Below are 22,422 nucleotides of genomic sequence, written 5' to 3' on the forward strand. Positions count from 1 at the left end.
GTTCGCCTCAAAGTCATGGTTGCTGGACCTCTGCTACTCGCCGACACTCAACCTGACCACATCTGCTGACACTCGAGAGTGCTCCTCGTCTACACCACCGTCAACCCGGGAGCAGAGGACATGGCGACGGTCGCCGCAGATGCGCAGCGGACGTCAACAATGGGAAGCCTGCTCGGGTGCTGACCGCCACCGCCGGCGTCCGCCGCCGACAAGGGTGAACCCGCCTGGGTCCGCACCGATCGGTACTTCCCGACGGCGAGGTTGACCCGGCACGGGGGCTAGTCGCGTATCCTGATTCCGCTGTCGCTACCCCACGACTTCGCTTAGCGAGGCCGAAGTTGATCTCTGCCATCTACCAGGTCGAAGCATGAACCCCGCATATTTGTGTCGTAAGCTGACGTGCCGCGAATACGGCGTTTTCGGTAGGCGGGCTTTATGGCGGGCGCGCAACCTATGGCGGAGAGGGAGGGATTCGAACCCCCGATGGGCTTGCACCCATGCCGCATTTCGAGTGCGGTGCATTCGACCACTCTGCCACCTCTCCGCGGTCATGGTCCGCCGTTGCCGGCGCGGCGCACTAGATAACGGCTGGACGGACAGGTTACAAGGGCCAATCTGCCTGATATCAGGCTTCTCTCCGGGCCGTATGGCTCGTCCCTCGATACCTCTGCCGCTTGTGCCAACGGCACCGGCTCGCTTTCGGCCGTTTGCCTTGACTCGCGCCGCACCTTCGGCTAGGGACAGCGCGCAATCGGCGTGGAGGGCTCTTCCGCGCCGCTTGCTTTTTGAACCCGCAGACTGACAAAAAGACGGCCGAACCGCTGAAGCGGTTCGTCAAGGCCGACCGAACAGCGAAAGGCAAAAAATGTTCGCAGTCATCAAAACGGGCGGCAAGCAGTATCGCGTCGCCGCCAACGATCTCCTGAAGATCGAAAAAGTCGAAGGCCAGGTTGGCGACATCGTCGAGATCGGCCACGTGCTCGCGCATGGCGAGGGCGAGAATGTCACGTTCGGCGCGCCGTTCGTCGACGGCGCTTTGGTCACCGCCGAAGTCGTCGAGCAGGGCAAGAACCGCACCGTCATCGCTTTCAAGAAGCGCCGCCGGCAGAATTCGCGCCGCAAGATCGGCCATCGCCAGCTGTTGACAACCGTGCGGATTGCCGAGATCCTGCTGGGCGGCGCCAAGCCGACGAAGAAGGCCGCGGCCAAGGCCGAGGCGAAGACCGAGGCGAAGGCCGAGATTGCCGCAAAGGCCGAGATGAAGGCTGAAGCCGCGCCAAAGACCGAGGCAGAGGCTGCGCCGAAGAAGGAAGCCAAGGCAACTGAAACCGCCGCCGCGCCGCTGTTCAAAGCGCCGAAGGGCGAGCCGGACGATCTGACCGTGATCAAGGGCATCGGCCCGGTTGCGGCCGGCCAGTTGAACGAGCAGGGCATCACGACCTTCGCCCAGATCGCCAAGCTGTCGGACAAGGATATCGCCAAGATCGACGAGCATATGCCGTTCAGCGCCGACCAGATCACGGACTGGCGCGAGCAGGCCAAAGATTTGGCGAAGAAGTAAAGCGGGGCGGCGCGATCGTCGCCGGTTCGGACTTGAAACGGAACGCGAACGCGTTCATAAGACCCTTTAAGCGCCTAGCGGCGCATCGGAGTTAGTTAGATGGCACACAAGAAAGCTGGCGGTTCGTCGCGCAATGGTCGCGACTCCCATTCCAAGCGGCTCGGCGTGAAAAAATTCGGCGGCGAAGCCGTGATTCCGGGCAACATCATTATTCGTCAGCGCGGCACGACGTGGCATCCCGGCACCAATGTCGGCATTGGCACGGATCACACGCTGTTTGCGCTCGAAGCTGGCGCAGTCACCTTCAATAAAAAAGCCAATGGCCGAACCTACGTATCGGTGAACCCGATGACCAAGGCCGCGGAGTAGCCGGTTCCGCACGAGAACACCGGCACCCATCTCGGGAACCGGTGTCTGGCCAAGCCAGGAAATGGATCAGGGGAGATGGGTTTCCATCTCCCCTTTTTCTTGCCTGGAGGACTGACATGGTTGCCGAAGCGGATGACACAGACGGTGAAAGTTACGCGATAGATTGTCCGGTCCTGGTGACCGAGCGGCTGGTCCTGCGGGCCCCGCGCGAAAGTGACATCGAGCAACTGGTGGCGCTCGCCGACAATCGCCATGTCGCCGAAATGCTGGCCCGCATGCCGCACCCCTATGGCGAGGCCGAGGCACGCGCCTTCCTCGCGATGACGGCATCGCGCCGGGCCGGCATTGCCTATGCCTTGACCCTGGCCGGCACCGAAACCTTCGTCGGATGCGCCGGCCTCAACACCACCGAACGCGGGCTGGAGCTCGGCTACTGGATCGGCGAGCCATACTGGAAGCGCGGCTATGCGACGGAGGCCGCGCATGCGCTGGTCGACCTCGCCTTCCAGAGGACGTCGATCCAGGTGCTGCATGCCTCGACGCGGGTGATCAATCCGGCCTCGCGCCGGGTCATCCACAAATGCGGCTTCCAATATGCCGGCCAGGGCATGCTGAACTCGATCGTCGCCGGCCAGGTGCCGGTCGAGCGCTACCGTCTCGATCGCAAGACCTGGACGAGCCTGCGCAACTGGGTGCATTTCTGACGGACGCTGGTCAAACCATCTCGACCCAGACCGGCAAGTGGTCCGAACCGACTGCTTGCCGGTCGACCCACAGGCGCTTCAGCGATTTGGCCAGCGAGGCGCTGGTGAAGACATAGTCGATGCGCTTGTGGCGGCTGGCGTCGTCAGGCCGCTTGGGGTCGACCCAGGTGGCGAGATCGGCGCCTGCGGCGGCAAGGCGCAGGGCGGCATCGACGGCAAGATCCGCGGTCACCGCCATGCCGAATTCGTGGTCCAGGCGGCCGGCGAATTCGACATATTCCGGCGATCCGGCCAGCATGTTGAAGTCGCCCATGACGACGAAGCCTTCGGGACAAGGCAGGTCGGGCAGGCCGACCTCGGCGACGCCCGACAGCGCGCCGCCCTCGATCGCATAGTTCAACAAGCGCCGGCGCAGAAACCGGATCTGGCTGGCGCGTTCGACCGGGCTGCGATGGTCGAGATGGGTGGAATAGAAGCGGATGAAACCAATCGGCGTCTCGATCAGCGCCTCCAGCGCGCCGCGCTGGAAATTCATCACTTCGAAACTGCGGCTGCGCGGCAAGAGCAGATTGCGCGACAGATGAATTGGGGTTTTCGACAGCACCATGTTGCCGAGCTGGAAGGTGGTGGTGATGGCGCGGCCGTTTTCCAGGCGCGAGCTGACATTGGCCTCGAAATTACTGCCGTAGACGGCGAAATATTCGGGCAGGGCGTCGCCGAGCTCGGCCACCATGTCGCGGCCGCCATTGTTGGGGTTGTTGCGCGAGACCTCCTGCAGCGCGATCACGTCGGCGCCGCGCACGGCATCGGCGATGCGGCCGACATCGTAGCGGCCGTCAAGACCGACGCCGTAGTGGATGTTGTAGGTTACAAGCTTCATTGCGACTCCGGCGATGTTCAGACTCGGACCATGTTCAGACTCGGGCCATGTTGATAAACAGCCTCGCCCTTCGCCCCGCCTTGGTTTAGAGCAGTGCCAAACGTTAGAGCAATGCCGCAAGGCCGTTAGCAGAAACTCAGCAATACGATGAAATTTCTCGATCAAGCCAAGGTCTATGTCCGCTCCGGCGATGGTGGTGCCGGATCGGTGTCGTTCCGGCGCGAAAAGTTCATCGAATTCGGCGGTCCCGACGGCGGCGACGGCGGCCGCGGCGGCGACGTCTGGGTGGAGGCGGTCGATGGGCTGAACACGCTGATCGATTATCGCTACCAGCAGCATTTCAAGGCCAAGACCGGCACGCACGGCATGGGCCGCAACATGACCGGCGCCAAGGGCGCCGACGTGACGCTGAAAGTGCCGGCGGGAACGCAGGTCTTTGCCGAGGACAACGACACGCTGATCTGCGACCTGACCGTCGTCGGCCAGCGTTTCCTGCTGGCCAAGGGCGGCAATGGCGGCTTCGGCAACCAGCATTTCAAGACCTCGACCAACCAGGCGCCGCGCCGCGCCAATCCGGGCCAGCCGGGCGAAGAGCTCAACATCTGGCTCCGGCTCAAGCTGATCGCCGATGCCGGCCTGGTCGGCCTGCCCAATGCCGGCAAGTCGACTTTCCTCGCCGCCGTCACCGCAGCGAAGCCGAAGATCGCCGATTATCCCTTCACGACGCTGCATCCGGGCCTCGGTGTGGCCCGTATCGACGGGCGCGAGTTCGTCATCGCCGACGTTCCCGGCCTGATCGAAGGCGCGCATGAAGGCGTCGGCATCGGCGACCGATTCCTCGGACATGTCGAACGCACGCGGGTCCTCCTGCACCTCGTCTCGGCGCAGGAAGAAAATCCGGGGAAGGCCTACAAGACCGTGCGCGCCGAACTCGACGCCTATGGCCATGGGCTGGTCGAGAAGGTCGAGATCGTCGCACTTTCCCAGGTCGACACGCTCGATGCCGACGCGCGCAAGAAGAAGGTCGCTTCGCTGAAACGCGCCGCCGGCCGCGCGCCGATGCTTTTGTCCGCCGTCACCGGCGAAGGCGTCGAGGCGGTTCTGCGCGCACTGATGACGGTCGTCGCCGAGGCGCGCGAAGCTGTCGCCGCTCCGGTCGAGACGCGCTGGAGATAGCGATGGCCGCGCAGTCGCTGAAAAAATACCGGCGCATCACCGTCAAGATCGGCTCGGCGCTGCTTGTCGACCGCACGGCGGGGCTGAAGCGCGACTGGCTGGCCTCGCTTGCCGACGACATTTCAGTGCTGGCCGAGAATGGCGCCGAGATCCTCGTCGTGTCGTCCGGCGCCATCGCGCTTGGCCGCACCATTTTGGGCCTCGGCAAGCGGGCGCTGAAGCTCGAGGAAAGCCAGGCGGCGGCGGCCGTCGGGCAGATTGCGCTGGCCGGCGCCTGGTCGGATGCGCTCGGCAAGGGCGGCCTGAAATCGGGCCAGATCCTGCTGACGCTCGGCGACACCGAAGAGCGCCGCCGTTATCTCAATGCGCGCGCGACGATCTCGACGCTGCTCAAGATGAAGGCGGTGCCGGTCATCAACGAGAACGATACGGTGGCGACCTCCGAAATCCGCTATGGCGACAATGACCGGCTGGCGGCGCGGGTGGCGACGATGATGGGCGCGGACCTTTTGGTGCTGCTCTCCGACATTGACGGGCTCTACACGGCGCCGCCGGCGCGCGACCAGCATGCCAGGTTCGTCGCTGTCGTCGACCGCATAACGCCTGACATCGAGGCGATGGCGGGTGCGGCCGCTTCGGAGTTTTCACGCGGCGGCATGCGCACCAAGCTCGACGCCGGCAAGATCGCCACCGCCGCCGGCACTGCCATGATCATCACATCAGGCACGCGGCTGTCGCCGCTGCTGGCGATCGAGCGTGGCGAGCGGGCGACGTTCTTCCGGCCGAGCGCCAATCCGGTCAAGGGCTACAAGACATGGATCGCCGGGCAGCTCGAACCGGCAGGCCGGCTGACAGTCGATGCCGGCGCCATCGGCGCGCTGTTGTCGGGCAAGTCGCTGCTGCCGGCCGGCGTCAAGCTGGTCAGCGGCAATTTCTCGCGCGGCGACACGGTGGCGATCCTGTCGCCCGAAGGCCGCGAGATCGCGCGCGGATTGGTTGCCTACGATGCCGCCGATGCCGTAAGGATCGCTGGCTTGAAAACAGCCGAGATCGAAACGGTGCTCGGCTATGAAGCGCGATCGGCGATGATCCACCGCGACGACCTTGTGGTGAGCCATTCTAGTGACCAAGTACAGGCCGGCGACCAAGTGCAGGCCGCTGACCAAGCGGTTGGTGACGAGGTGAATAGCGGAGGATGAGCCATGCTGAAGCTGCATGAAAAATCCCGGGACGATACGGTGGCGCTGATGGCCGATATCGGCCGCCGCGCCCGCGCTGCCGCCCGACCGCTGGCCGTCGCCACAGCCGAGCGCAAGCACGCCGCGTTGATCGGTATGGCGCAGGCGATCCTTCGCCACGAGCAGGATATTCTCGACGCCAACGCCATCGACATCAAAAATGGCGAGCAGTCGGGGCTTTCGGCTTCTTTCATGGACCGGCTGAAGCTTGATCCCGGCCGCATCCGTGCCATGGCCGACGGCATCAGTGAAATCGCCGGGCTGCGCGATCCGGTCGGCGATGTCATTGCCGCATGGGACCGGCCGAACGGCCTGCATATCGAGCGCGTGCGCACGCCGCTCGGCGTTGTCGGCGTCATCTACGAAAGCCGGCCGAACGTGACCGCCGATGCCGGCGCGCTGTGCCTCAAGGCCGGCAATCCGGTGATCCTGCGCGGCGGCTCGGATTCGCTCAACTCCTCGGCGGCGATCCATGCCTGCCTGGTCGAAGGGCTGAAAGCGGCCAAGCTGCCGCAGGATGCCATCCAGTTGGTGCCGACCGCCGACCGCGCCGCCGTCGGCGAGATGCTGAAAGGACTTTCCGGCAATATCGACGTCATCATTCCGCGCGGCGGCAAGAACCTGGTCGAACGCGTCCAGAACGAGGCGCGGGTGCCGGTCTTCGCGCATCTCGAAGGCATCTGCCATCTCTACATCGACCGCTCGGCCGATCTCGACATGGCGGCCAGGATCGCGGTCAACGCCAAGATGCGGCGCACGGGCGTCTGCGGCGCGGCCGAGACGCTGCTGGTCGACCGCGCTGTTGCCGCCACTCATCTGGTGCCGATCCTCGGGGCGTTGCGCGCGGCAGGGTGCGAAATCCACGCCGACGCCGAGGTGCTGAAAGTGTTTGCCGACGCCCAGCCTGCGACCGACGCCGACTGGGTGAGCGAATATCTCGATGCCATCATCGCAGTAAAACTGGTCGATGGCGTTGCCGGTGCGATCGAGCACATCGAGAATTTCTCCTCGCACCACACCGAGGCGATCGTCGCCGAGAATACGAACGCCGTCGAACGGTTCTTCAACGAGATCGATTCGGCGATCCTTCTGCACAATGCCTCGACGCAATTTGCCGATGGCGGCGAATTCGGCATGGGCGCCGAGATCGGCATCGCCACCGGCAAGATGCATGCGCGCGGGCCGGTCGGTGTCGAGCAACTGACCTCGTTCAAGTACCGCGTGCGCGGGACGGGACAGGTGAGGCCTTGAGCTCATTCGCGGTTAGAGCCTGAGAGGCGTGCGCCCAGCCACCCCCCTCTGTCCTGCCGGACATCTCCCCCTCAAGGGGGGAGATTGGCTGTCGCATGGACTTTCGCCAACCTCCGGCGTCGCAGTAAGGGCGCCAGGGATGAAGCCGCCAATCTCCCCCCTAGAGGGGGAGATGCCAAGTCTTGGCAAACAGGGCAGGGCAGAGGGGGGTGCCTGACACATGCTATCCCCGTCCGAACAACCCGTCCCCTCTCGCTACCTTCATATGCCGCATGCCGAAAAGGGCCTGGCCGTCGGACTGTTCGGCGGCTCGTTCAATCCTGCCCATGCCGGCCATGCGCTGGTCGCCGAGATCGCGCTCAGGCGCCTGGCGCTCGATCAGTTGTGGTGGATGGTGACGCCGGGCAATCCGCTCAAGAGCGCGCGGGAACTGGCGCCGCTGGCCGAGCGGCTACGCCTGTCCGAGCAGATTGCCCGGAACCCGAAGGTCAAGGTCACCGCCTTCGAGGCGAGCCATTATGTCCGCTTCACCGCCGACACGCTGGCCCTGGTCAAGGCGCGCAACCCGGGCGTCGACTTCGTCTGGATCATGGGCGCCGATTCGCTGCGCGATTTTCATCGCTGGCAGCGCTGGCGCCAGATCGTGATGACGTTTCCGATCGCGGTGATCGATCGCCCTGGCGCGACGCTGTCGTTCCTGTCGTCGGTTGTCGCCAAGACCTTCGACTACGCGCGTGTCGACGAGGGCGACGCGCCGCGGCTCGCCCGCATGAAGGCGCCGGCCTGGACCTTCATTCACGGCCCGCGCTCGTCGCTGTCGTCGACCGCGATCCGCAAGATGGCGCAGGGATAGGAGTCTCTTTCTCCTTCTCCCCTTGTGGGAGAAGGTGGCCGAGCGAAGCTCGGTCGGATGAGGGGTGCTGGAAGGATCGCTACCTTGAAGACCTAAGCACTTACGGCGATGTCGCATTTGCGGCTGCCTTTCCTCGGTCCGTGAGCGATCCTGCGCGGGCATGGCGATTCTCGAGCGAAACCAGACCAGACGCGACCCGGCACAGGGCAGCCCGCCGGCCCCGGCGATCGCCATCGCCAGCGTCGTCCTGTCGATGGCGCTGGTAGCGGTCGGCAACGGACTGATGTTCGCCTATATCCCGGTCCGGCTCGGCGCCGAAGGCTTCGATCCGACCTGGGCCGGGCTGATCGTCACCGGCCTCTCGGCCGGCGGCCTGGCAGGCTGCATCCTGACCGGTCCGCTGGTACGACGCGTCGGCCATGCGCGCGCATTCATGGTGCTGTCGGCGTTGATCGTGCTGTCGAACGCCGCCGTCGGGGCCGGACCGCACCCGCTGTCGTGGATCGCGGCACGCGCGCTCTACGGCTTTGCCATATGCGGCCTGTTCATCGTTGCGCAAAGCTGGCTGAACGACGTCATCGCCAACGCCATACGCGGCAGGGTCATGGCCTTCTTCTACGTCGCCTATGTCGCCGGGCTCGGTGTCGGCTACTCCACACTGGCGCTGATCGACATACGGGCTGCGGACGCGCCGCTGGTCGGCATCGCCTTCACCGCGCTGTCGATCCTCCCCGTCGGGTTGACGCGGCTTGCCCAGCCGCCGCCGCCGCAGGCGGCGTCGGTGGCGCTTGGCCGGGCCTGGCGGATTTCGCCGGTCGGCGTCGCCGGCATGCTTGCCGTCGGCGGCCTGTCGATGACGATTTCAGGCTTTGCGCCGATCCATGCCACGGCCAAGGGCTACAGCCAGGCCGATGTGGCACTGCTGCTGTCGGCGATGCCGATCGGCACATTGATCCTGCAGATCCCGCTCGGCTGGATTTCCGACCGCACCGACCGCCGCTTTGTGCTGGTCGCCGCTTCGGCGCTTGCCATGGTGGCGGGCCTGTTCGCGCTGGGCTTCGATGGTGGTGCGCTGGTGGCGCTGGTCGTCATCTATGTGGTCTGGGCCGGCGCGTCGGAATCGATCTATTCGCTGGCCAGCGCACATGCCGCCGACCGCGCCGGCAAGGACGACATGGTGGCGCTGTCCAGTTCACTGCTGTTCGCGTGGTCGCTGTCCGGCTTCATCGTGCCCGGCATCGTGACCGGGCTTTCCGCCGTCTACGGAACCCAGGCCTTCATCCATGTGGCCATCGTCATTGCCACCGTTTTTTGCCTGTTCGTGCTGTGGCGCGTGGTGGCGATGTCGCCTGTTCCCGCCGCCGAGACCGGCAATTTCGCGCCGATGAGCGCGCAAGCGCCGCTGCCGGTGGAGCTGGCCTTCGCCCCTGAGGAACAGCACGGTCGCTCCGACGATTGAGGTCCGTACTCAATCGGGTACAGGTTGAGGCTCTAGAGCGCGTCGCGCCTTGGCTTCTTTTTATGCATGTCGTTATCGCAAAACCGCCGCGCTTGCGCGACATGCATTAGTGCAGATGCCTGAGCTTGTCAGGGTTCCGCACGACATAGATCGCCGCAATCTTGCATCGCACCAAGCGCCTTCATATTGCCGCTGCGCGAGGCGGCATAAAAAGCTTCGGCAAGCTCAAGGCCATGTTGTTTTTCCACCCGGAAGCGAGGGCGCGCCTCGCGCACGTGGCTGCGCGCACGGGCAGCGAGCTGGCGACAAGCCGCGGGGTCGCGCTGGATAGCGGCTGCGACCTCCCCAAACTCCAGCCCGAACACATCGTGCAGCAGAAAAGCCGCGCGCTCGTTCCGGCTATTGCCTTGTGGCCGAGGCTTCCTGCCGCGGTGCTTCCGGTGGTGGCGCGGGTATAGAAATGCCTTCGCTGTCGAAGGCCTGCTTGGCGCGTTTGGTGAGATCGATCTGGGTCGCGAAGAAATCCGCAGCCGAGGTCCAGTAGCGCAAGGTGATGGCGACGTTGCTGTCGCCGACGATCGCCACAAAGGCAATCGGCGCCGGCTCCCGCCTGACGCGTCGCTCGGTGGCGGCGACGCCCAGCATGGTCTTTTGAGCGAGATCGATGTCGTTCCACGAGCCGATGGTCAGGGTGATATCGGCGCGGCGGACGCCGTTGCGTGTAAAATTGCGGACGGGCTGGTTCCACAGCGTCGAATTGGGAGCGAGCACGTAAACGCCTTCGACCGTTCTCAGTGTGGTGGCGAACAGCCCGATTTCCTCGATGGTCCCGGAAATGACCCCGACCTCGACATATTCGCCGATACGGAATGGTCGCAGCGCCAGCAGCATGATGCCGGCGGCAATGTTCTGCAGCGTGCCCTGCAGCGCCAGGCCGATGGCCAGGCCGATGGCGCCAATCGCGGCAATGATCGAGGTCGTCTGGACGCCGAACTGGCCGAGCACCATGACGACGACGAGGATCAGTATGGCGTAGCGGACGATCCGCGAGAAGAAGTGGCGCAGCGTCGTGTCGAAGCCATGGATATGGCCGAGGCCGGCGTAGATCGAGCGCTGGGCAAGGCCGGCGACGATATAGCCGAGAACCAGCAGGATGACGGCGCCAATGGCCGAGAACGAGTACGAGACGATCAGAGCGCTGAGCTGCGCAAGGCCGGACTGCACGGTGAGGAGAGCGTTCTGAGGGTCGACAGGCATGAGGGGGATCCGATTGGTCAATGCGCCGATAACCCTCGCCGGGCGGCAAGAGTTCCGATTTTTCTTCAACAGCGGAACCGGAAGAACGGTTCTTCGTTGGCTACGGTAGGGCTGCCGTCTTGAAACTGCAACGCAACTCTGCCTATCTAAGGGGTGTCACCTGCTTTGAAGGGTGATTTGGTTGTTCTTGCTGCGAAAGGAAATACACTGAGAACAGCACTTTGGAAGAAGGCCGACATCGTGCCTTCGCCGGCCGGGATCAGCGTAAACGACGCCGTGTCTCGCGCCATCAAGACAGTCCTTGCCAGTCTGGAAGACTCCAAGGCCGAAAACATCGTCTCAATCGACATTCAGGGAAAATCGAGCCTCGGTGACTATATGGTCATCGCGTCCGGCCGATCGCACCGTCATGTCTCGGCTGTCGCCGATCATCTCCTCAAGGCGCTCAAGGATGCCGGGCTCGGCACGGCGCGCGTCGAGGGATTGGCCGGCGCCGACTGGGTCCTGATCGATTCGGGCGACATCATCGTCCATGTCTTCCGCCCCGAAGTCCGCGACTTCTACAATCTTGAAAAGATGTGGCAGGCGCCGGACCTCGAGGAAGAGACCCTCCACTGAGCCGTATTGGTTGATGCATGTCGTTCCCAAACCGGTGACCACTTTTGGTGACATGCATTAGCGGCTCTTCGAGGCAGGGATGAAAATCACCGTTCATGCCGTGGGCCGGATGAAAGCCGGCCCCGAGAAGCTGCTCGCCGAGCGGTATTTCGAGCGCTTCGCCAGGAGCGGGCAGGCCGTGGGCCTCGAATTCTCAGGGGTCGTCGAGATCCCGGAGGGCCGCGCCCAGACCGCCAACGAGCGTCGCCGCGAAGAGGGCCAGAAACTGCAGGCGCAGTTGCAGCCTGGTGCCGCGCTGATGCTGCTCGACGAACGCGGCAAGAGTTTTTCTTCCGAGGATTTCGCCGGGCGCATCGGGCTGCTGCGTGATAGCGGCCGCAAGGCGCTGGTCATCGCCATCGGCGGCGCCGACGGTCACGACCAGTCGCTGCGCGACCAGGCCGACCTGATGGTGTCGTTCGGCGCGCCGACATGGCCGCACCAACTGGTCCGTGTCATGTTGGGCGAGCAGCTTTACCGGGCGGCCACAATCCTGTCCGGCCATCCCTATCATCGCTCGTGAGCCGTTGCAGATTCGACCGAAACCGGTGGATTGGCGTGAGCCGCCCGGATTTTCGCCTCAATGCGTCACGACGCTGTTTTCGGTCGGCGGGCTCTCGAACATGGTTGATTGTTCGTTAACGAAGCCACGCATAGAGTCGGGCTTCAATGGCTGAAGGTTGGAAATCGCGAACGGGCTTTTGGCGCGCAGGCTGCGGCTTGGCAGCGGCGGTGCTTATGCTGTCGCTCGGTGCCGCGCGGGCGCAGAGCAGGCTCGACATGGCGCCCGACCCGGACCAGAGCCGCGCCGAATACGAACGGATATCGCAGGAGATCACACTGTCGTCGGAGCGGCTGGCCAAGCTCGCCGCCGACATGGCGACGGTCAAGAAGGACCATGCCTCGATCACCGCGGCGCTGATCCAGTCGGCGATGACCGAGCAGAAACTCGGCCAGGACATCGAGGACATCGGTGCCAAGCTGGAAGGGCTGAAGGGCGACGAGCAGAAAATCCGTGCCTCACTGGCCGCCAGACGCGACGTTCTGGCCGAGGTGCTGGCCGCGCTGCAGCGCATGGGGCTCAATCCGCCGCCGGCCATCCTGGTCAAGCCGGAGGACGCGCTGTCGTCGGTGCGCAGCGCCATTCTGCTCGGCGCCGTAGTGCCGGAACTGCGCCAGCAGACCGAGATATTGCTGGCGGAACTCAAGGAGCAGTCACGGGTGACGGCCTCGATCGAGGCGGAGCGGGCGCGGCTGACGGCGGCAGTCGCCGAGCAGACGGCGGAAAAGAAGCGGCTCGGCATGCTGCTCGAAGCCAAGCAGAAGCTCGAGGCCGAGACGCAAACGGCCCTGGCGGCGGAAAAGCAGCGATCCGCAGCACTGGCGGCCAAGGCCGGCAGCCTGAAGGAACTGATCGCCTCGCTCGAGGCCGACAAGGCCCGCAAGGCTGCGGACGCGGCGAAGGCAGCCGAGCAGAAGGCCGCCGAACAGAAAGCCGCGGAGCAGAAGGCAGCGGGTGCCGACAAGGCCCCGGCACTGGGGGCTCCGGCGCAGACGGCTCCGGCACAGAAGGCCCCGGAACAGACGGAACTGGCGGCCCTGCCGGTGCCGGAAGCCAACCGGCTCACCGCCGCTGCGCCGTTTTCGGCGCTTCAGGGGCAGATCGCGTTGCCGGTCACCGGCAAGATCAAGCGGCGGTTCGGGGCCAGCGACGGTAACGGCGCAGTGATGCTCGGTGACATGGTTGCGACACAATCGGGAGCCATCGTCACCGCGCCGGCGGACGGAAATGTACTTTATGCGGGACCTTTTCGCTCTTATGGTCAACTCTTGATCCTGAACGCAGGTGACGGCTATCATGTCGTTCTCGCGGGGATGAGCAGAATCAGCGTCGCGTCTGGCCAGTCGGTGCTCGCAGGAGAGCCGATCGGCGCGATGGGAGAGGCCCGGGTGGCGAGCACCTCGGCATCGAAGAATGGAAATGCCACGCCGGAACTCTATGTTGAGTTCCGCAAGGATGGAAAACCCGTCGATCCGACCCCATGGTGGGCGGACCGTTTGTCTGGAAGGACGTGAGATGATGCGGAAACTGTCGCTTCTGTTTGCCGGTGCGCTGATGGGCGCATCCGCGATGAGCCTGGTCTATGGCGCGCCCGGCTCGACGGCGAACGCTGCGGGCTCCGAGACCTATAAGCAACTGGCGATCTTCGGTGATATTTTCGAGCGGGTGCGGGCGCAATATGTGACGCCGCCCGACGACAAGTCGCTGGTCGAAAACGCCATCAACGGCATGCTTACCTCGCTCGACCCGCACTCCTCCTATATGAACGCCGAAGAGGCGCAGGACATGCGCGTGCAGACCAAGGGCGAGTTCGGCGGCCTCGGCATCGAGGTCACCATGGAGAACGACCTGGTCAAGGTGATCACGCCGATCGACGATACGCCGGCTGCCAAGGCGGGCGTGCTTGCCGGCGACTATATTGCCAAGATCGACGGCGAGGAGGTTCGCGGCCTGAGCCTCAACGATGCGGTCGAGAAGATGCGCGGGCTGGTCAACACGCCGATCAAGCTCACCATCCTGCGTCAGGGCGCCGACAAGCCGATTGAACTGACGGTGGTGCGCGACATCATCAAGGTCAAGGCGGTCAAGTTCCGGGTCGAGAACGACATCGGCTACATCAAGATCACCTCCTTCACCGAAAAGACCCATGATGATCTCGAGAGCGCCATCGAAACCATCGAGAAGCAGGTGCCGAAGGAAAAGCTCAAGGGCTACGTGCTCGATCTGCGCCTCAATCCGGGCGGGCTGCTCGATCAGGCGGTGAGCGTGTCCGACGCCTTCCTCAACCGTGGCGAGATCGTCTCGACGCGCGGCCGCGATCCGAAGGACGTCACCCGCTTCGACGCGCGGCCGGGCGATGATATCGACGGCAAGCCGCTGGTCGTGCTCGTCAATGGCGGCTCGGCCAGTGCGTCCGAAATCGTCGCCGGCGCGCTGCAGGATTTGCGCCGCGCCACGGTCGTCGGCACGCAGTCGTTCGGCAAGGGTTCGGTGCAGACCATCGTCCCGCTCGGCGAGAACGGCGCGCTGCGCCTGACAACGGCGCTCTATTACACGCCGTCCGGCAAGTCGATCCAGGGCAAGGGCATCACGCCCGACATCAAAGTCGACCAGCCGTTGCCGCCGGACCTGCAGGGCAGGGACCTGACGCGCGGCGAGTCGGACCTGAAGGGCCACATCAAGGGCAGCGAGGAGGGCGATGCCGGTTCAGGCTCGGCAGCCTACGTGCCGCCGGAGCCGAAGGACGATCTGCAGCTCATCTTCGCCCAGCAGTTGCTGCGCGGCGAGAAGACCGATCCGGCGTTCCCGCCGAATCCGGACAAGGCTGTGCTGAACCAGTAGGTGCCGTGCTGAACCAGTAAAAGTCGATCAGCCGGACAACAGGTCTGGCTGCCTGATCGAAGCGATGTAATGCTGCCGGGGCTGCAAGGCCTCGGCAGTTTGATTCGGGGACCGCGGCTGGGGATGCGGCTTGGCTGACATCGGTAGTGACATCGAACGCCCACTCGGGCAGGCCGTCCGGCCGCCGCGCGCGGCCCGCAGGATCAGCGCTGGCGTGGTCGCGGCCACTGTCGTGGCGCTGGCCGTGATCGGCGTCTCCGGGGCGATTGCGCTGCGTGAAAGGCCGTTTCGAAAGCCGGAAGAAGTCGCCGTTTCGACGCCGAAGGCGACAGCCGTGGTCGAACCCGCAGCGCCGGTCACTGAACCGGCGCCGAAGGCCGAAGCAGCGTCCAAGGCGAGCATACCCAAGACGGGCGGGTCCAAGGCAAGCGGATCCAAGACGGGCGGGCCGCAGATCATCCACATGCAGACCGAAGCGGGCGACGGTCCGCCCGGGGCCATCGTCATCCACGACCCTTCGACGACCGGCCAGAACCTGAGGATCGCGCATATTCCCGACAGGGCACTGGTCGAGTCTGGCGAAACCGGTCCATTGCCGGTTCGTGCTGCCGACGGCAGGCGGCCGTTCGATGTCTATGCGCGACCATGGTCCGGCGCGCGCGGTGCGCGCGTGGCGATCGTCATCGGCGGGCTTGCCGTGTCACAGACCGGCACGCAGGCTGCCATCGCCAAGCTGCCGGCCGAAGTGACGCTGGGCTTCGCGCCGCAGGGCAACAGCATCGGCCGCTGGATGCAGGCGGCGCGGCAGAGCGGCCATGAGATCGTCATGCAGGTGCCGCTCGAACCGTTCGATTATCCGAATGTCAATCCCGGCCGCAACACGCTGACGGTCGTGGCGACACCCGACGAGAATTTGGAGAATTTGCGCTGGGCGCTGTCGCGGACGACCAATTACACCGGCGTCATGAACTATATGGGCGCTCGTTTTTCGGCCGATGCGGCGGCGATGGGGCCACTGATGGCCGAGCTTGGCAGGCGCGGCCTGGCCTATGTCGACGACGGTTCGTCGGCACGCAGCCTGGCGCCCGAACTGGCGTTGAAGAACGGTGTGCCGTTCGCCGCCGGCGACACGTCGATCGACGCCGTGCGTGACCGCGGCGCCATATTGAAGAAGCTGGACGAACTGGAAGCAACCGCGCGGGCGAAAGGCTTTGCCGTCGGCATCGGCTCGGCCTTCGACCTGACGGTCGACACCGTGTCGTCCTGGGTGATCGAGGCCAAGAAGCGCGGCATCGAGATCGTGCCGATTTCGGCAGTGGCGGTGGATCCGGAAAAAGGTTGAGCATGGCGAAGAAAAAACCGGTCGACCCCGAGACGCTGCCCTATCGTCGCTGCGTCGGAGCGATGGTCCTCAACGGAGACCGGCTGGTCTGGGTCGGGCATCGCATTGCCGAGCCGGACAGCGAATTCGCCGGCACGACGCAGCTCTGGCAGATGCCGCAGGGCGGCATCGACAAGGGCGAAGAGCCGCTGCAGGCGGCACAGCGGGAACTCTACGAAGAAACCGGCATGCGCAGCGTCTCGTTGCTGGATGAGGCGCCGAACTGGATATTTTACGACCTGCCGGCCCATCTGGTCGGCGTCGCCTTCAAGGGAAAGTATCGTGGCCAGACGCAAAAATGGTTCGCCTTCCGCTTTCACGGCGATTTGAGCGAGATTGAAATCAATCCCCCGCCGGGCGGCCACACCGCCGAGTTCGACAGATGGGCCTGGCGGCCAATGGAGGAATTGCCCGACCTGATCGTTCCGTTCAAGCGTCAGGTCTATGAGGACGTGGTTGCGGCATTCCGGCATCTGGTTGCATAGGCCTGGCGCAAGCCGCGCTCGCGCCGACCACGGTTGCCGCGTCGGCGCGGTGGCCTTATTGATGGCCGATCCGCTGCAGACGGGATTGGCATGAACGGCACTTCCAAAAAATCTCTTTCTGAAAGGGCCGTCAAAGCCGCGCCGATCAGCGAAGCGGCGGCCGGCGCCATATTGACCGTCGATCTCAGCGCCATCCGCGAAAATTACCGGCGGCTCAAGGCGCGGTTGGGCGGTGTCGGCTGCGCCGGTGTCGTCAAGGCCGACGGCTATGGGCTCGGCGGGCCGCAGGTGGCCGCGGCGCTGGCGGCCGAAGGCTGCGCCGTTTTTTTTGTCGCGCATCTGGCCGAGGGTGCCTTGCTGCGCCAGGCGCTCGGCGCACGGGCGGCGATCTATGTGCTGAACGGCATTCAGCCGGGCGCCGAAAGCGAAGCCGTCGCAGCGGAGCTGGGCGTGGTCATCAACAGCGCCGGCCAGCTCGCCGCCTGGCGCGCGGCGGCGCAGCGGGCCGGCCACAAGCTCAAGGCTGCAATCCAGGTCGACAGCGGCATGTCGCGGCTCGGCATGGCGGCAGCCGAGGTGGAGGCCGTCGCTGCCGACCCGCAGGCTTTCGATGGTATCGACGTCACCATCGTGATGAGCCATCTCGCTCGCGCCGACGAGCCCGAACATCCGGCCAACGAGCAGCAGCGGCTGGAATTCGAGCGGTTGCGCAAGGTGCTGCCAAAGGCGCCGGCCTCGCTCGCCAATTCCTCCGGCATCTTTCTTGGGCAGTCCTTTCACTACGACCTCGCCCGGTCCGGTGCGGCGCTCTACGGCATCAATCCGACGCCAGCGGTGGAAAATCCGATGCTGCCAGTGGTGCGGCTTCAAGCAAAAATCATCCAGACGCGCAGCCTCGAGAGGGGAGCCGGCGTCGGCTATGGCCATATTTTTCACGTCACCGATTCGCTGATCGCCGCAACGATCTCGCTTGGCTATGCCGATGGCTGGCATCGACGTGCGACCTCGGCCGCCTGGTTCGAAAATGTGCGCTTGCCGTTCCTGGGCCGTGTGTCGATGGATTCGATCGTCCTCGACATTTCGGCCCTGCCGCCCGGCAGGCTGAAGGCGGGCGACCTCGTCGAACTGATTGGCCCGTCGCAGACGGTCGACCAGGCGGCCGGCCATGCTGGCACCATCGGCTATGAAATCCTGACCAGCCTCGGACACCGCTTTCACCGGCGCTATGTGAATGGATAGCGCGCGGGCTTTTTTTAGGCATGTCGTCGTCCCAAAACCTTCTGCGTAGGGGCGACATGCTTGGGCACTTGGCGGACGCGGTAAAATCCGGCAGACAGAAAGCCACGATGCCGCCCGCTGACAAGACATCGTTCTGGAGAGCTATGCGATGAAGATCTTCGTGCTGGGCGGCGGCGTCATCGGGGTCACCACTGCTTATTACCTGGCCGAGGCCGGTCATGAAGTGACGGTGATCGACCGCCAGAAGGGCCCGGCGCTGGAAACCAGCTTTGCCAATGCCGGCGAGATCTCGCCAGGCTACGCCTCGCCCTGGGCCGGTCCCGGCGTCCCGCTGAAGGCGATCAAATGGCTGCTGATGAAGCATGGTCCTCTGGTGGTGCGGCCGACTCTCGATCCACATATGTGGATTTGGCTGGTCAGGATGCTGCGCAACTGCACCGCCGAGCGCTATGCGGTCAACAAGGCGCGCATGGTGCCTTTGGCCGAATACAGCCGCGACACGCTGAAAGCGCTGCGCGAGGCGACCGGCATCGCCTATGACGAGCGGAGCAAGGGAACGCTGCAGCTTTTTCGCACGCAACAGCAGCTCGATGGCACAGCCGGCGATGTCGAGGTGCTGAAGACATATGGCGTTCCCTACGAGATCCTCGGTCCCGACGGCTGCATCGCGGCCGAGCCGGGCTTGGCAGGGATCCGTGAAAAGTTCGTCGGCGGCCTGCGGCTGCCGGGCGACGAGACCGGTGACTGCAAGATGTTCACTGACCGTGTGGCAGAGCTCTGCGCAGCGCGCGGCGTCACCTTTGAATACGACACGTCGATCAGGCGCATCGTGCGCAAGCGCAACCAGATCGCCAACATCAATACGAGCAAGGGATGGAAGGCCGCCGACGCCTATGTGATGGCGATGGGCAGCTATTCGGCAAAGTTCATGCGCTATCTGAAACGACCTATCCCGGTCTATCCGGTCAAGGGTTATTCGATCACCGTGCCGATCAAGGATGCTGCCGCAGCACCGGTCTCGACGGTGATGGACGAGACTTACAAGGTGGCGATCACCAGGCTCGGCGATCGCATCCGCGTCGGTGGCACCGCGGAGATTTCCGGCTTCGACCTGACGCTGCATGAATCGCGGCGGCGCACGCTCGAACATTCGCTCGGCGACCTTTTTCCAGGCAGCGGTGACATGCGGTCGGCGACCTTCTGGTGCGGGTTGCGGCCGATGACGCCGGACGGGCCGCCGCTGATCGGCCGCACCGAGTTTTCCAACCTCTATCTCAACACCGGCCACGGCACGCTCGGCTGGACCATGGCCTGCGGCTCGGCCAAGGTCCTGGCCGACATCATTTCCAGCCGGGTGCCGGACATCGATGTCCGCGATCTCGGACCGGAGCGATACCAGCGGTAGGATCGGAAGGATTCTTCACGCATTTGAGCGGAGGAACTTGCCGCGTGACTCGGCATCAGTCTCCAGCACACCTCGCCGCGTCAGAGAAAATATCGTCAGACGAACAGGCTCCGCTCCCGTTCCACCGCCCTGGTGATGAAGCTCGCGACGATCTGGACGCGGCGCAGCGGCCTGACCGATTCGTGATAGACCAGCCAGTAGGCGCGGCGAATGGGCGCGACGATGTCGACGGCCACCAGTTCCGGCATCGAGTAGGCGACAAAAGTGTGCAGGATGCCTATGCCGGCGCCGGAGCGCACCGCTTCGGCTTGGCCGAGCGCCGAGGAGATGGCGAAGCTCGTGCGCCAGTCGGCACTGAACTCGGCCGCATAGTCGAGCGAGGGGCTGACGATGAGGTCCGGCACATAGCCGATCAGCGTGTGTCGGCCAAGCTCGGCCGGCGTCTGCGGCAGGCCATGCGCGTCGGCATAGGCTCGGGACGCGAACAGGCCGAGCGTGTAATCGACCAGCTTTCCCGCCACCAGCCTGCCTTCGGTCGGTCGCTCCACGGTGATGGCGATGTCGGCCTCGCGCCTGGACAATGAGAAGGAACGCGGCACCGGCACCAACTGGATGGTGAGCTCGCGGTGAAGCGCCGTCAGTGCGCCGAGTCGTTTGGCCAGGAAGGCAACGCCGAAACCATCAGGCGCGCCGATGCGCACGGTGCCGGAGACGTCGTCGCCTTCGCCCGCCACGGTCGCGCGCGCGGCGATCATGTCGCCTTCCATGCGCTCGGCGATGTCGAGGAAACGCTCGCCCGCCGGCGTCAACTCGCTGCCGGTGGTCAGCCGGCGAAAGAGTTTTGTGCGCAGCGCATCCTCGAGCGCGGCGACGCGGCGCGAGACAGTGGCGTGGTTCAGCTCCAGCCGCTTGGCCGCGCCAAGTATCTGGCCGGCACGCGCCACCGCAAGAAAGATGCGGACGTCATCCCAGTTCATGAGGAGGGTCCGGATGACAATCGTCGACGTTGCGTTCCGTGGCACCCCCCTCTGTCCTGCCCTCCTTGCCAAAACTTGGCATCTCCCCCTCAAGGGGGGAGATTGGCAGCTCCGCTGACAGCTCTTCCTTAACAGCGTCGATGTTTGGCGAAGGCAAAGATGACAGCGCAATCTCCCCCCTAGAGGGGGAGATGTCCGGTAGGACAGAGGGGGGCGCGAAGGAACTCAACCTGTCATTCCCTGAGGTGGCACTATCATTTTGCGGGAATTGATGCTCCTCAGTCAAGCGCACTCTATTTGCCGCACAACGGTTGCGTTTCCGCTCACGTTGCCATCGGCGGCGCAAAGGCGGACAATGCCGCATCACAAATACAGGGAGAGAAAACCATGATCGACTACGGTCATTTCATCGGCGGCAAGCGTGTCGCCGGGACCAGCGGCCGCAAGCAGGACCTCATGCAGCCGATGGACGGCACGGTGCGCGGCACCGTGGCGCTGGCTTCGCAGGCGGAGCTGCGCGCAGCCGTGGAGAACGCCAAGGCGGCGCAGCCCGGCTGGGCGGCGACCAATCCGCAGCGGCGCGTGCGCGTCCTGATGAAATTCCTCGAATTGGTCGCCCGGGAATATGATGCGCTGGCCGACATTCTGGCGCGCGAGCACGGCAAGACCATCGCTGACGCCAAGGGCGACATCCAGCGCGGCCTGGAAGTGGTCGAGGTCTGCATCGGCGCGCCGCACATGATGAAGGGCGAGTTCACCGACGGCGCCGGCCCCGGCATCGACGTCTATTCGATGCGCCAGCCGCTCGGCGTCGTTGCCGGCATCACGCCGTTCAATTTTCCGGCGATGATCCCGTTGTGGAAGATCGCGCCGGCTATCGCTTGCGGCAACGCCTTCATCCTGAAGCCTTCGGAGCGCGACCCGGGCGTGCCGATGCGCATCGCCGAACTGTTCATCGAGGCCGGCCTGCCAGCGGGCATTCTCAACGTCGTCAACGGCGACAAGGAGGCGGTCGACGCCATCCTCGACGATCCCGATATCAAGGCCATCGGCTTCGTCGGCTCGACGCCGATCGCCCAGTACATCTATTCGCGCGGCTGCGCGGCCGGCAAGCGCGTGCAGTGCTTCGGCGGCGCCAAGAACCACATGATCATCATGCCCGACGCCGACATGGACCAGACCGTCGACGCGCTGATCGGCGCCGGGTACGGCTCTGCCGGCGAGCGCTGCATGGCGATCTCGGTGGCTGTCCCGGTCGGCAACGATACCGCCAATCGGCTGATGGAAAAGCTGGTGCCGCGCGTCGAAAGCCTGAAGGTCGGCCCATCGACGGATTCGTCCGCCGATTTCGGCCCGCTGGTGACGGCGCAGGCGCTGGAGCGGGTCAAGGGCTATGTCGATACCGGCGTCAGGGAAGGCGCCAGTCTGGTCGTCGACGGGCGCGGCTTTTCCATGCAGGGCTATGAGAACGGCTACTATATGGGCGGCTGCCTGTTCGACAACGTGACCGCCGATATGCGCATCTACAAGGAAGAGATTTTTGGGCCGGTGCTCTCGGTAGTGCGTGCGCCGACCTACGAGAACGCGATCAAGCTCGCCAACGATCACGAAATGGGCAACGGCGTCGCCATCTTCACCCGCGACGGCGATGCCGCCCGCGATTTCGCCTCGAGGGTCCAGGTCGGCATGGTCGGTATCAACGTGCCGATCCCGGTGCCGATCGCCTACTATACGTTCGGCGGCTGGAAAGCGTCTTCCTTCGGCGACCTCAACCAGCACGGACCGGACGCATTCCGGTTCTACACCAAGACCAAGACGGTGACCTCGCGCTGGCCGTCCGGCGTGAAGGACGGCGCCGAATTCGTCATCCCGACGATGAATTAGCCGGACGGTTGCTTGTCTGCGCGTCCTCGCCTTCGGCTGCGGGCGCGCGGGCAGGCGTGAAGGACGGCGCCGAATTCGTCATCCCGACGATGAATTAGCCAGTCGACAAAAGCTCCAGATTTTATGATTGAAGACGAAAAAGGCCCGGCCAGAAACCGGGCCTTTTTGCTGACCTGTCGCGGCCGCGTGTATGCCTGAACGCTAATGTGATGGAACCAGGCGGACAGCAGAAGCCTTAACTTG

20 protein-coding genes, 1 tRNA gene and 1 pseudogene are annotated in these 22,422 nt (G+C 64.5%); 17 read left to right on the forward strand and 5 right to left on the reverse strand.

The features are described from left to right. Positions 1 to 454: 454 nt before the first annotated feature. Positions 455 to 544 (reverse strand) — tRNA-Ser (locus AC0L2K_RS29825). A gap of 321 nt (positions 545 to 865) precedes the next feature. Between AC0L2K_RS29825 and AC0L2K_RS29830 the strand changes: the two genes are divergently transcribed. From AC0L2K_RS29830 to AC0L2K_RS29840, 3 genes are all read left to right on the forward strand, one after another. After that, positions 866 to 1,561 carry a 50S ribosomal protein L21 gene (locus AC0L2K_RS29830; RefSeq protein WP_128168569.1) on the forward strand — a complete coding sequence of 232 codons (696 nt, stop codon included), beginning with the start codon at positions 866 to 868 and terminating at the stop codon, positions 1,559 to 1,561. A 99-nt stretch (positions 1,562 to 1,660) separates the two neighbouring features. Then, positions 1,661 to 1,930, forward strand: coding sequence for a 50S ribosomal protein L27 (rpmA, locus tag AC0L2K_RS29835; RefSeq protein WP_023678077.1), 270 nt, complete (start codon positions 1,661 to 1,663; stop codon positions 1,928 to 1,930). Positions 1,931 to 2,046: 116 nt separating this feature from the next. Further along, a complete protein-coding gene (locus AC0L2K_RS29840) occupies positions 2,047 to 2,634 on the forward strand; it encodes a GNAT family N-acetyltransferase (RefSeq protein ID WP_473533090.1) in 588 nt (195 codons plus the stop codon). Between the two features lie 10 nt (positions 2,635 to 2,644). On the opposite strand, the gene AC0L2K_RS29845 is transcribed toward AC0L2K_RS29840, so the two are convergent. After that, positions 2,645 to 3,514, reverse strand: a complete 870-nt coding sequence (locus AC0L2K_RS29845) for an endonuclease/exonuclease/phosphatase family protein (protein WP_473533091.1) — start codon at positions 3,512 to 3,514, stop codon at positions 2,645 to 2,647. Positions 3,515 to 3,661: 147 nt separating this feature from the next. On the opposite strand from AC0L2K_RS29845, the gene obgE reads away from it, so the two are divergent. The 5 genes from obgE (at position 3,662) to AC0L2K_RS29870 (ending at position 9,491) form a co-directional block, all read left to right on the forward strand. Then, positions 3,662 to 4,690, forward strand: coding sequence for a GTPase ObgE (gene obgE, locus AC0L2K_RS29850; RefSeq protein WP_128168566.1), 1,029 nt, complete (start codon positions 3,662 to 3,664; stop codon positions 4,688 to 4,690). Between the two features lie 2 nt (positions 4,691 to 4,692). Continuing rightward, positions 4,693 to 5,889, forward strand: coding sequence for a glutamate 5-kinase (gene proB / locus AC0L2K_RS29855; RefSeq protein WP_128245913.1), 1,197 nt, complete (start codon positions 4,693 to 4,695; stop codon positions 5,887 to 5,889). Between the two features lie 3 nt (positions 5,890 to 5,892). Next, the gene (locus AC0L2K_RS29860; protein WP_419695103.1) at positions 5,893 to 7,179 is read left to right on the forward strand and encodes a glutamate-5-semialdehyde dehydrogenase; all 1,287 of its coding nucleotides are present in this window, start codon (positions 5,893 to 5,895) and stop codon (positions 7,177 to 7,179) included. Between the two features lie 265 nt (positions 7,180 to 7,444). Continuing rightward, complete coding sequence (locus AC0L2K_RS29865; protein ID WP_027152843.1) at positions 7,445 to 8,032, forward strand: nicotinate-nucleotide adenylyltransferase; 588 nt, start codon at positions 7,445 to 7,447, stop codon at positions 8,030 to 8,032. A gap of 160 nt (positions 8,033 to 8,192) precedes the next feature. Further along, the gene (locus AC0L2K_RS29870) at positions 8,193 to 9,491 is read left to right on the forward strand and encodes an MFS transporter (RefSeq protein WP_473533092.1); all 1,299 of its coding nucleotides are present in this window, start codon (positions 8,193 to 8,195) and stop codon (positions 9,489 to 9,491) included. A gap of 164 nt (positions 9,492 to 9,655) precedes the next feature. Here the strand turns inward: AC0L2K_RS29870 and AC0L2K_RS29875 are convergent. Next, a pseudogene (locus tag AC0L2K_RS29875) lies at positions 9,656 to 9,883 on the reverse strand (sigma factor-like helix-turn-helix DNA-binding protein); the annotation flags it as partial. Positions 9,884 to 9,890: 7 nt separating this feature from the next. Beyond that, complete coding sequence (locus AC0L2K_RS29880) at positions 9,891 to 10,748, reverse strand: mechanosensitive ion channel family protein (RefSeq protein WP_473533093.1); 858 nt, start codon at positions 10,746 to 10,748, stop codon at positions 9,891 to 9,893. Positions 10,749 to 10,988: 240 nt separating this feature from the next. Between AC0L2K_RS29880 and rsfS the strand changes: the two genes are divergently transcribed. From rsfS to AC0L2K_RS29920, 8 genes are all read left to right on the forward strand, one after another. Continuing rightward, entirely contained in the window at positions 10,989 to 11,366 is a 378-nt protein-coding gene (rsfS, locus tag AC0L2K_RS29885; RefSeq protein WP_023800052.1) for a ribosome silencing factor, read from the forward strand. A 79-nt stretch (positions 11,367 to 11,445) separates the two neighbouring features. Continuing rightward, positions 11,446 to 11,928 carry a 23S rRNA (pseudouridine(1915)-N(3))-methyltransferase RlmH gene (gene rlmH / locus AC0L2K_RS29890; RefSeq protein WP_023800051.1) on the forward strand — a complete coding sequence of 161 codons (483 nt, stop codon included), beginning with the start codon at positions 11,446 to 11,448 and terminating at the stop codon, positions 11,926 to 11,928. Positions 11,929 to 12,074: 146 nt separating this feature from the next. Beyond that, positions 12,075 to 13,481, forward strand: coding sequence for a murein hydrolase activator EnvC family protein (locus tag AC0L2K_RS29895; protein WP_287260517.1), 1,407 nt, complete (start codon positions 12,075 to 12,077; stop codon positions 13,479 to 13,481). A 1-nt stretch (position 13,482) separates the two neighbouring features. Continuing rightward, positions 13,483 to 14,808 carry a S41 family peptidase gene (locus AC0L2K_RS29900; RefSeq protein WP_023800050.1) on the forward strand — a complete coding sequence of 442 codons (1,326 nt, stop codon included), beginning with the start codon at positions 13,483 to 13,485 and terminating at the stop codon, positions 14,806 to 14,808. 130 nt (positions 14,809 to 14,938) lie between these two features. Then, positions 14,939 to 16,150, forward strand: a complete 1,212-nt coding sequence (locus tag AC0L2K_RS29905; RefSeq protein ID WP_023800049.1) for a divergent polysaccharide deacetylase family protein — start codon at positions 14,939 to 14,941, stop codon at positions 16,148 to 16,150. Between the two features lie 2 nt (positions 16,151 to 16,152). Further along, positions 16,153 to 16,674, forward strand: a complete 522-nt coding sequence (locus AC0L2K_RS29910) for an RNA pyrophosphohydrolase (protein ID WP_023800048.1) — start codon at positions 16,153 to 16,155, stop codon at positions 16,672 to 16,674. Positions 16,675 to 16,764: 90 nt separating this feature from the next. Continuing rightward, positions 16,765 to 17,913: an alanine racemase gene (gene alr, locus AC0L2K_RS29915; protein WP_128245921.1), complete on the forward strand. Its 1,149-nt coding sequence runs from the start codon at positions 16,765 to 16,767 to the stop codon at positions 17,911 to 17,913. A 148-nt stretch (positions 17,914 to 18,061) separates the two neighbouring features. Further along, positions 18,062 to 19,318, forward strand: a complete 1,257-nt coding sequence (locus tag AC0L2K_RS29920; protein WP_023800046.1) for a D-amino acid dehydrogenase — start codon at positions 18,062 to 18,064, stop codon at positions 19,316 to 19,318. Positions 19,319 to 19,413: 95 nt separating this feature from the next. Here the strand turns inward: AC0L2K_RS29920 and AC0L2K_RS29925 are convergent, their stop codons facing one another. Next, on the reverse strand, positions 19,414 to 20,295 hold the full coding sequence (locus AC0L2K_RS29925; RefSeq protein ID WP_473533094.1) for a LysR family transcriptional regulator: 882 nt from the start codon (positions 20,293 to 20,295) through the stop codon (positions 19,414 to 19,416). A gap of 387 nt (positions 20,296 to 20,682) precedes the next feature. On the opposite strand from AC0L2K_RS29925, the gene AC0L2K_RS29930 reads away from it, so the two are divergent. After that, complete coding sequence (locus AC0L2K_RS29930) at positions 20,683 to 22,179, forward strand: CoA-acylating methylmalonate-semialdehyde dehydrogenase (RefSeq protein ID WP_473533095.1); 1,497 nt, start codon at positions 20,683 to 20,685, stop codon at positions 22,177 to 22,179. The last annotated feature ends 243 nt before the right edge of the window (positions 22,180 to 22,422 follow it).

It is taken from the genome of Mesorhizobium sp. WSM4817 (assembly GCF_055811135.1).

Bases quoted from the DNA above. Each gene is read 5' to 3' on its own strand.
- AC0L2K_RS29830 (WP_128168569.1), top strand. From the start codon at position 866: ATGTTCGCAGTCATCAAAACGGGCGGCAAGCAGTATCGCGTCGCCGCC.
- rpmA (WP_023678077.1), top strand. From the start codon at position 1,661: ATGGCACACAAGAAAGCTGGCGGTTCGTCGCGCAATGGTCGCGACTCC.
- AC0L2K_RS29840 (WP_473533090.1), top strand. From the start codon at position 2,047: ATGGTTGCCGAAGCGGATGACACAGACGGTGAAAGTTACGCGATAGAT.
- AC0L2K_RS29845 (WP_473533091.1), bottom strand. From the start codon at position 3,514: ATGAAGCTTGTAACCTACAACATCCACTACGGCGTCGGTCTTGACGGC.
- obgE (WP_128168566.1), top strand. From the start codon at position 3,662: ATGAAATTTCTCGATCAAGCCAAGGTCTATGTCCGCTCCGGCGATGGT.
- proB (WP_128245913.1), top strand. From the start codon at position 4,693: ATGGCCGCGCAGTCGCTGAAAAAATACCGGCGCATCACCGTCAAGATC.
- AC0L2K_RS29860 (WP_419695103.1), top strand. From the start codon at position 5,893: ATGCTGAAGCTGCATGAAAAATCCCGGGACGATACGGTGGCGCTGATG.
- AC0L2K_RS29865 (WP_027152843.1), top strand. From the start codon at position 7,445: ATGCCGCATGCCGAAAAGGGCCTGGCCGTCGGACTGTTCGGCGGCTCG.
- AC0L2K_RS29870 (WP_473533092.1), top strand. From the start codon at position 8,193: ATGGCGATTCTCGAGCGAAACCAGACCAGACGCGACCCGGCACAGGGC.
- AC0L2K_RS29880 (WP_473533093.1), bottom strand. From the start codon at position 10,748: ATGCCTGTCGACCCTCAGAACGCTCTCCTCACCGTGCAGTCCGGCCTT.
- rlmH (WP_023800051.1), top strand. From the start codon at position 11,446: ATGAAAATCACCGTTCATGCCGTGGGCCGGATGAAAGCCGGCCCCGAG.
- AC0L2K_RS29895 (WP_287260517.1), top strand. From the start codon at position 12,075: ATGGCTGAAGGTTGGAAATCGCGAACGGGCTTTTGGCGCGCAGGCTGC.
- AC0L2K_RS29900 (WP_023800050.1), top strand. From the start codon at position 13,483: ATGATGCGGAAACTGTCGCTTCTGTTTGCCGGTGCGCTGATGGGCGCA.
- AC0L2K_RS29910 (WP_023800048.1), top strand. From the start codon at position 16,153: ATGGCGAAGAAAAAACCGGTCGACCCCGAGACGCTGCCCTATCGTCGC.
- alr (WP_128245921.1), top strand. From the start codon at position 16,765: ATGAACGGCACTTCCAAAAAATCTCTTTCTGAAAGGGCCGTCAAAGCC.
- AC0L2K_RS29920 (WP_023800046.1), top strand. From the start codon at position 18,062: ATGAAGATCTTCGTGCTGGGCGGCGGCGTCATCGGGGTCACCACTGCT.
- AC0L2K_RS29925 (WP_473533094.1), bottom strand. From the start codon at position 20,295: ATGAACTGGGATGACGTCCGCATCTTTCTTGCGGTGGCGCGTGCCGGC.
- AC0L2K_RS29930 (WP_473533095.1), top strand. From the start codon at position 20,683: ATGATCGACTACGGTCATTTCATCGGCGGCAAGCGTGTCGCCGGGACC.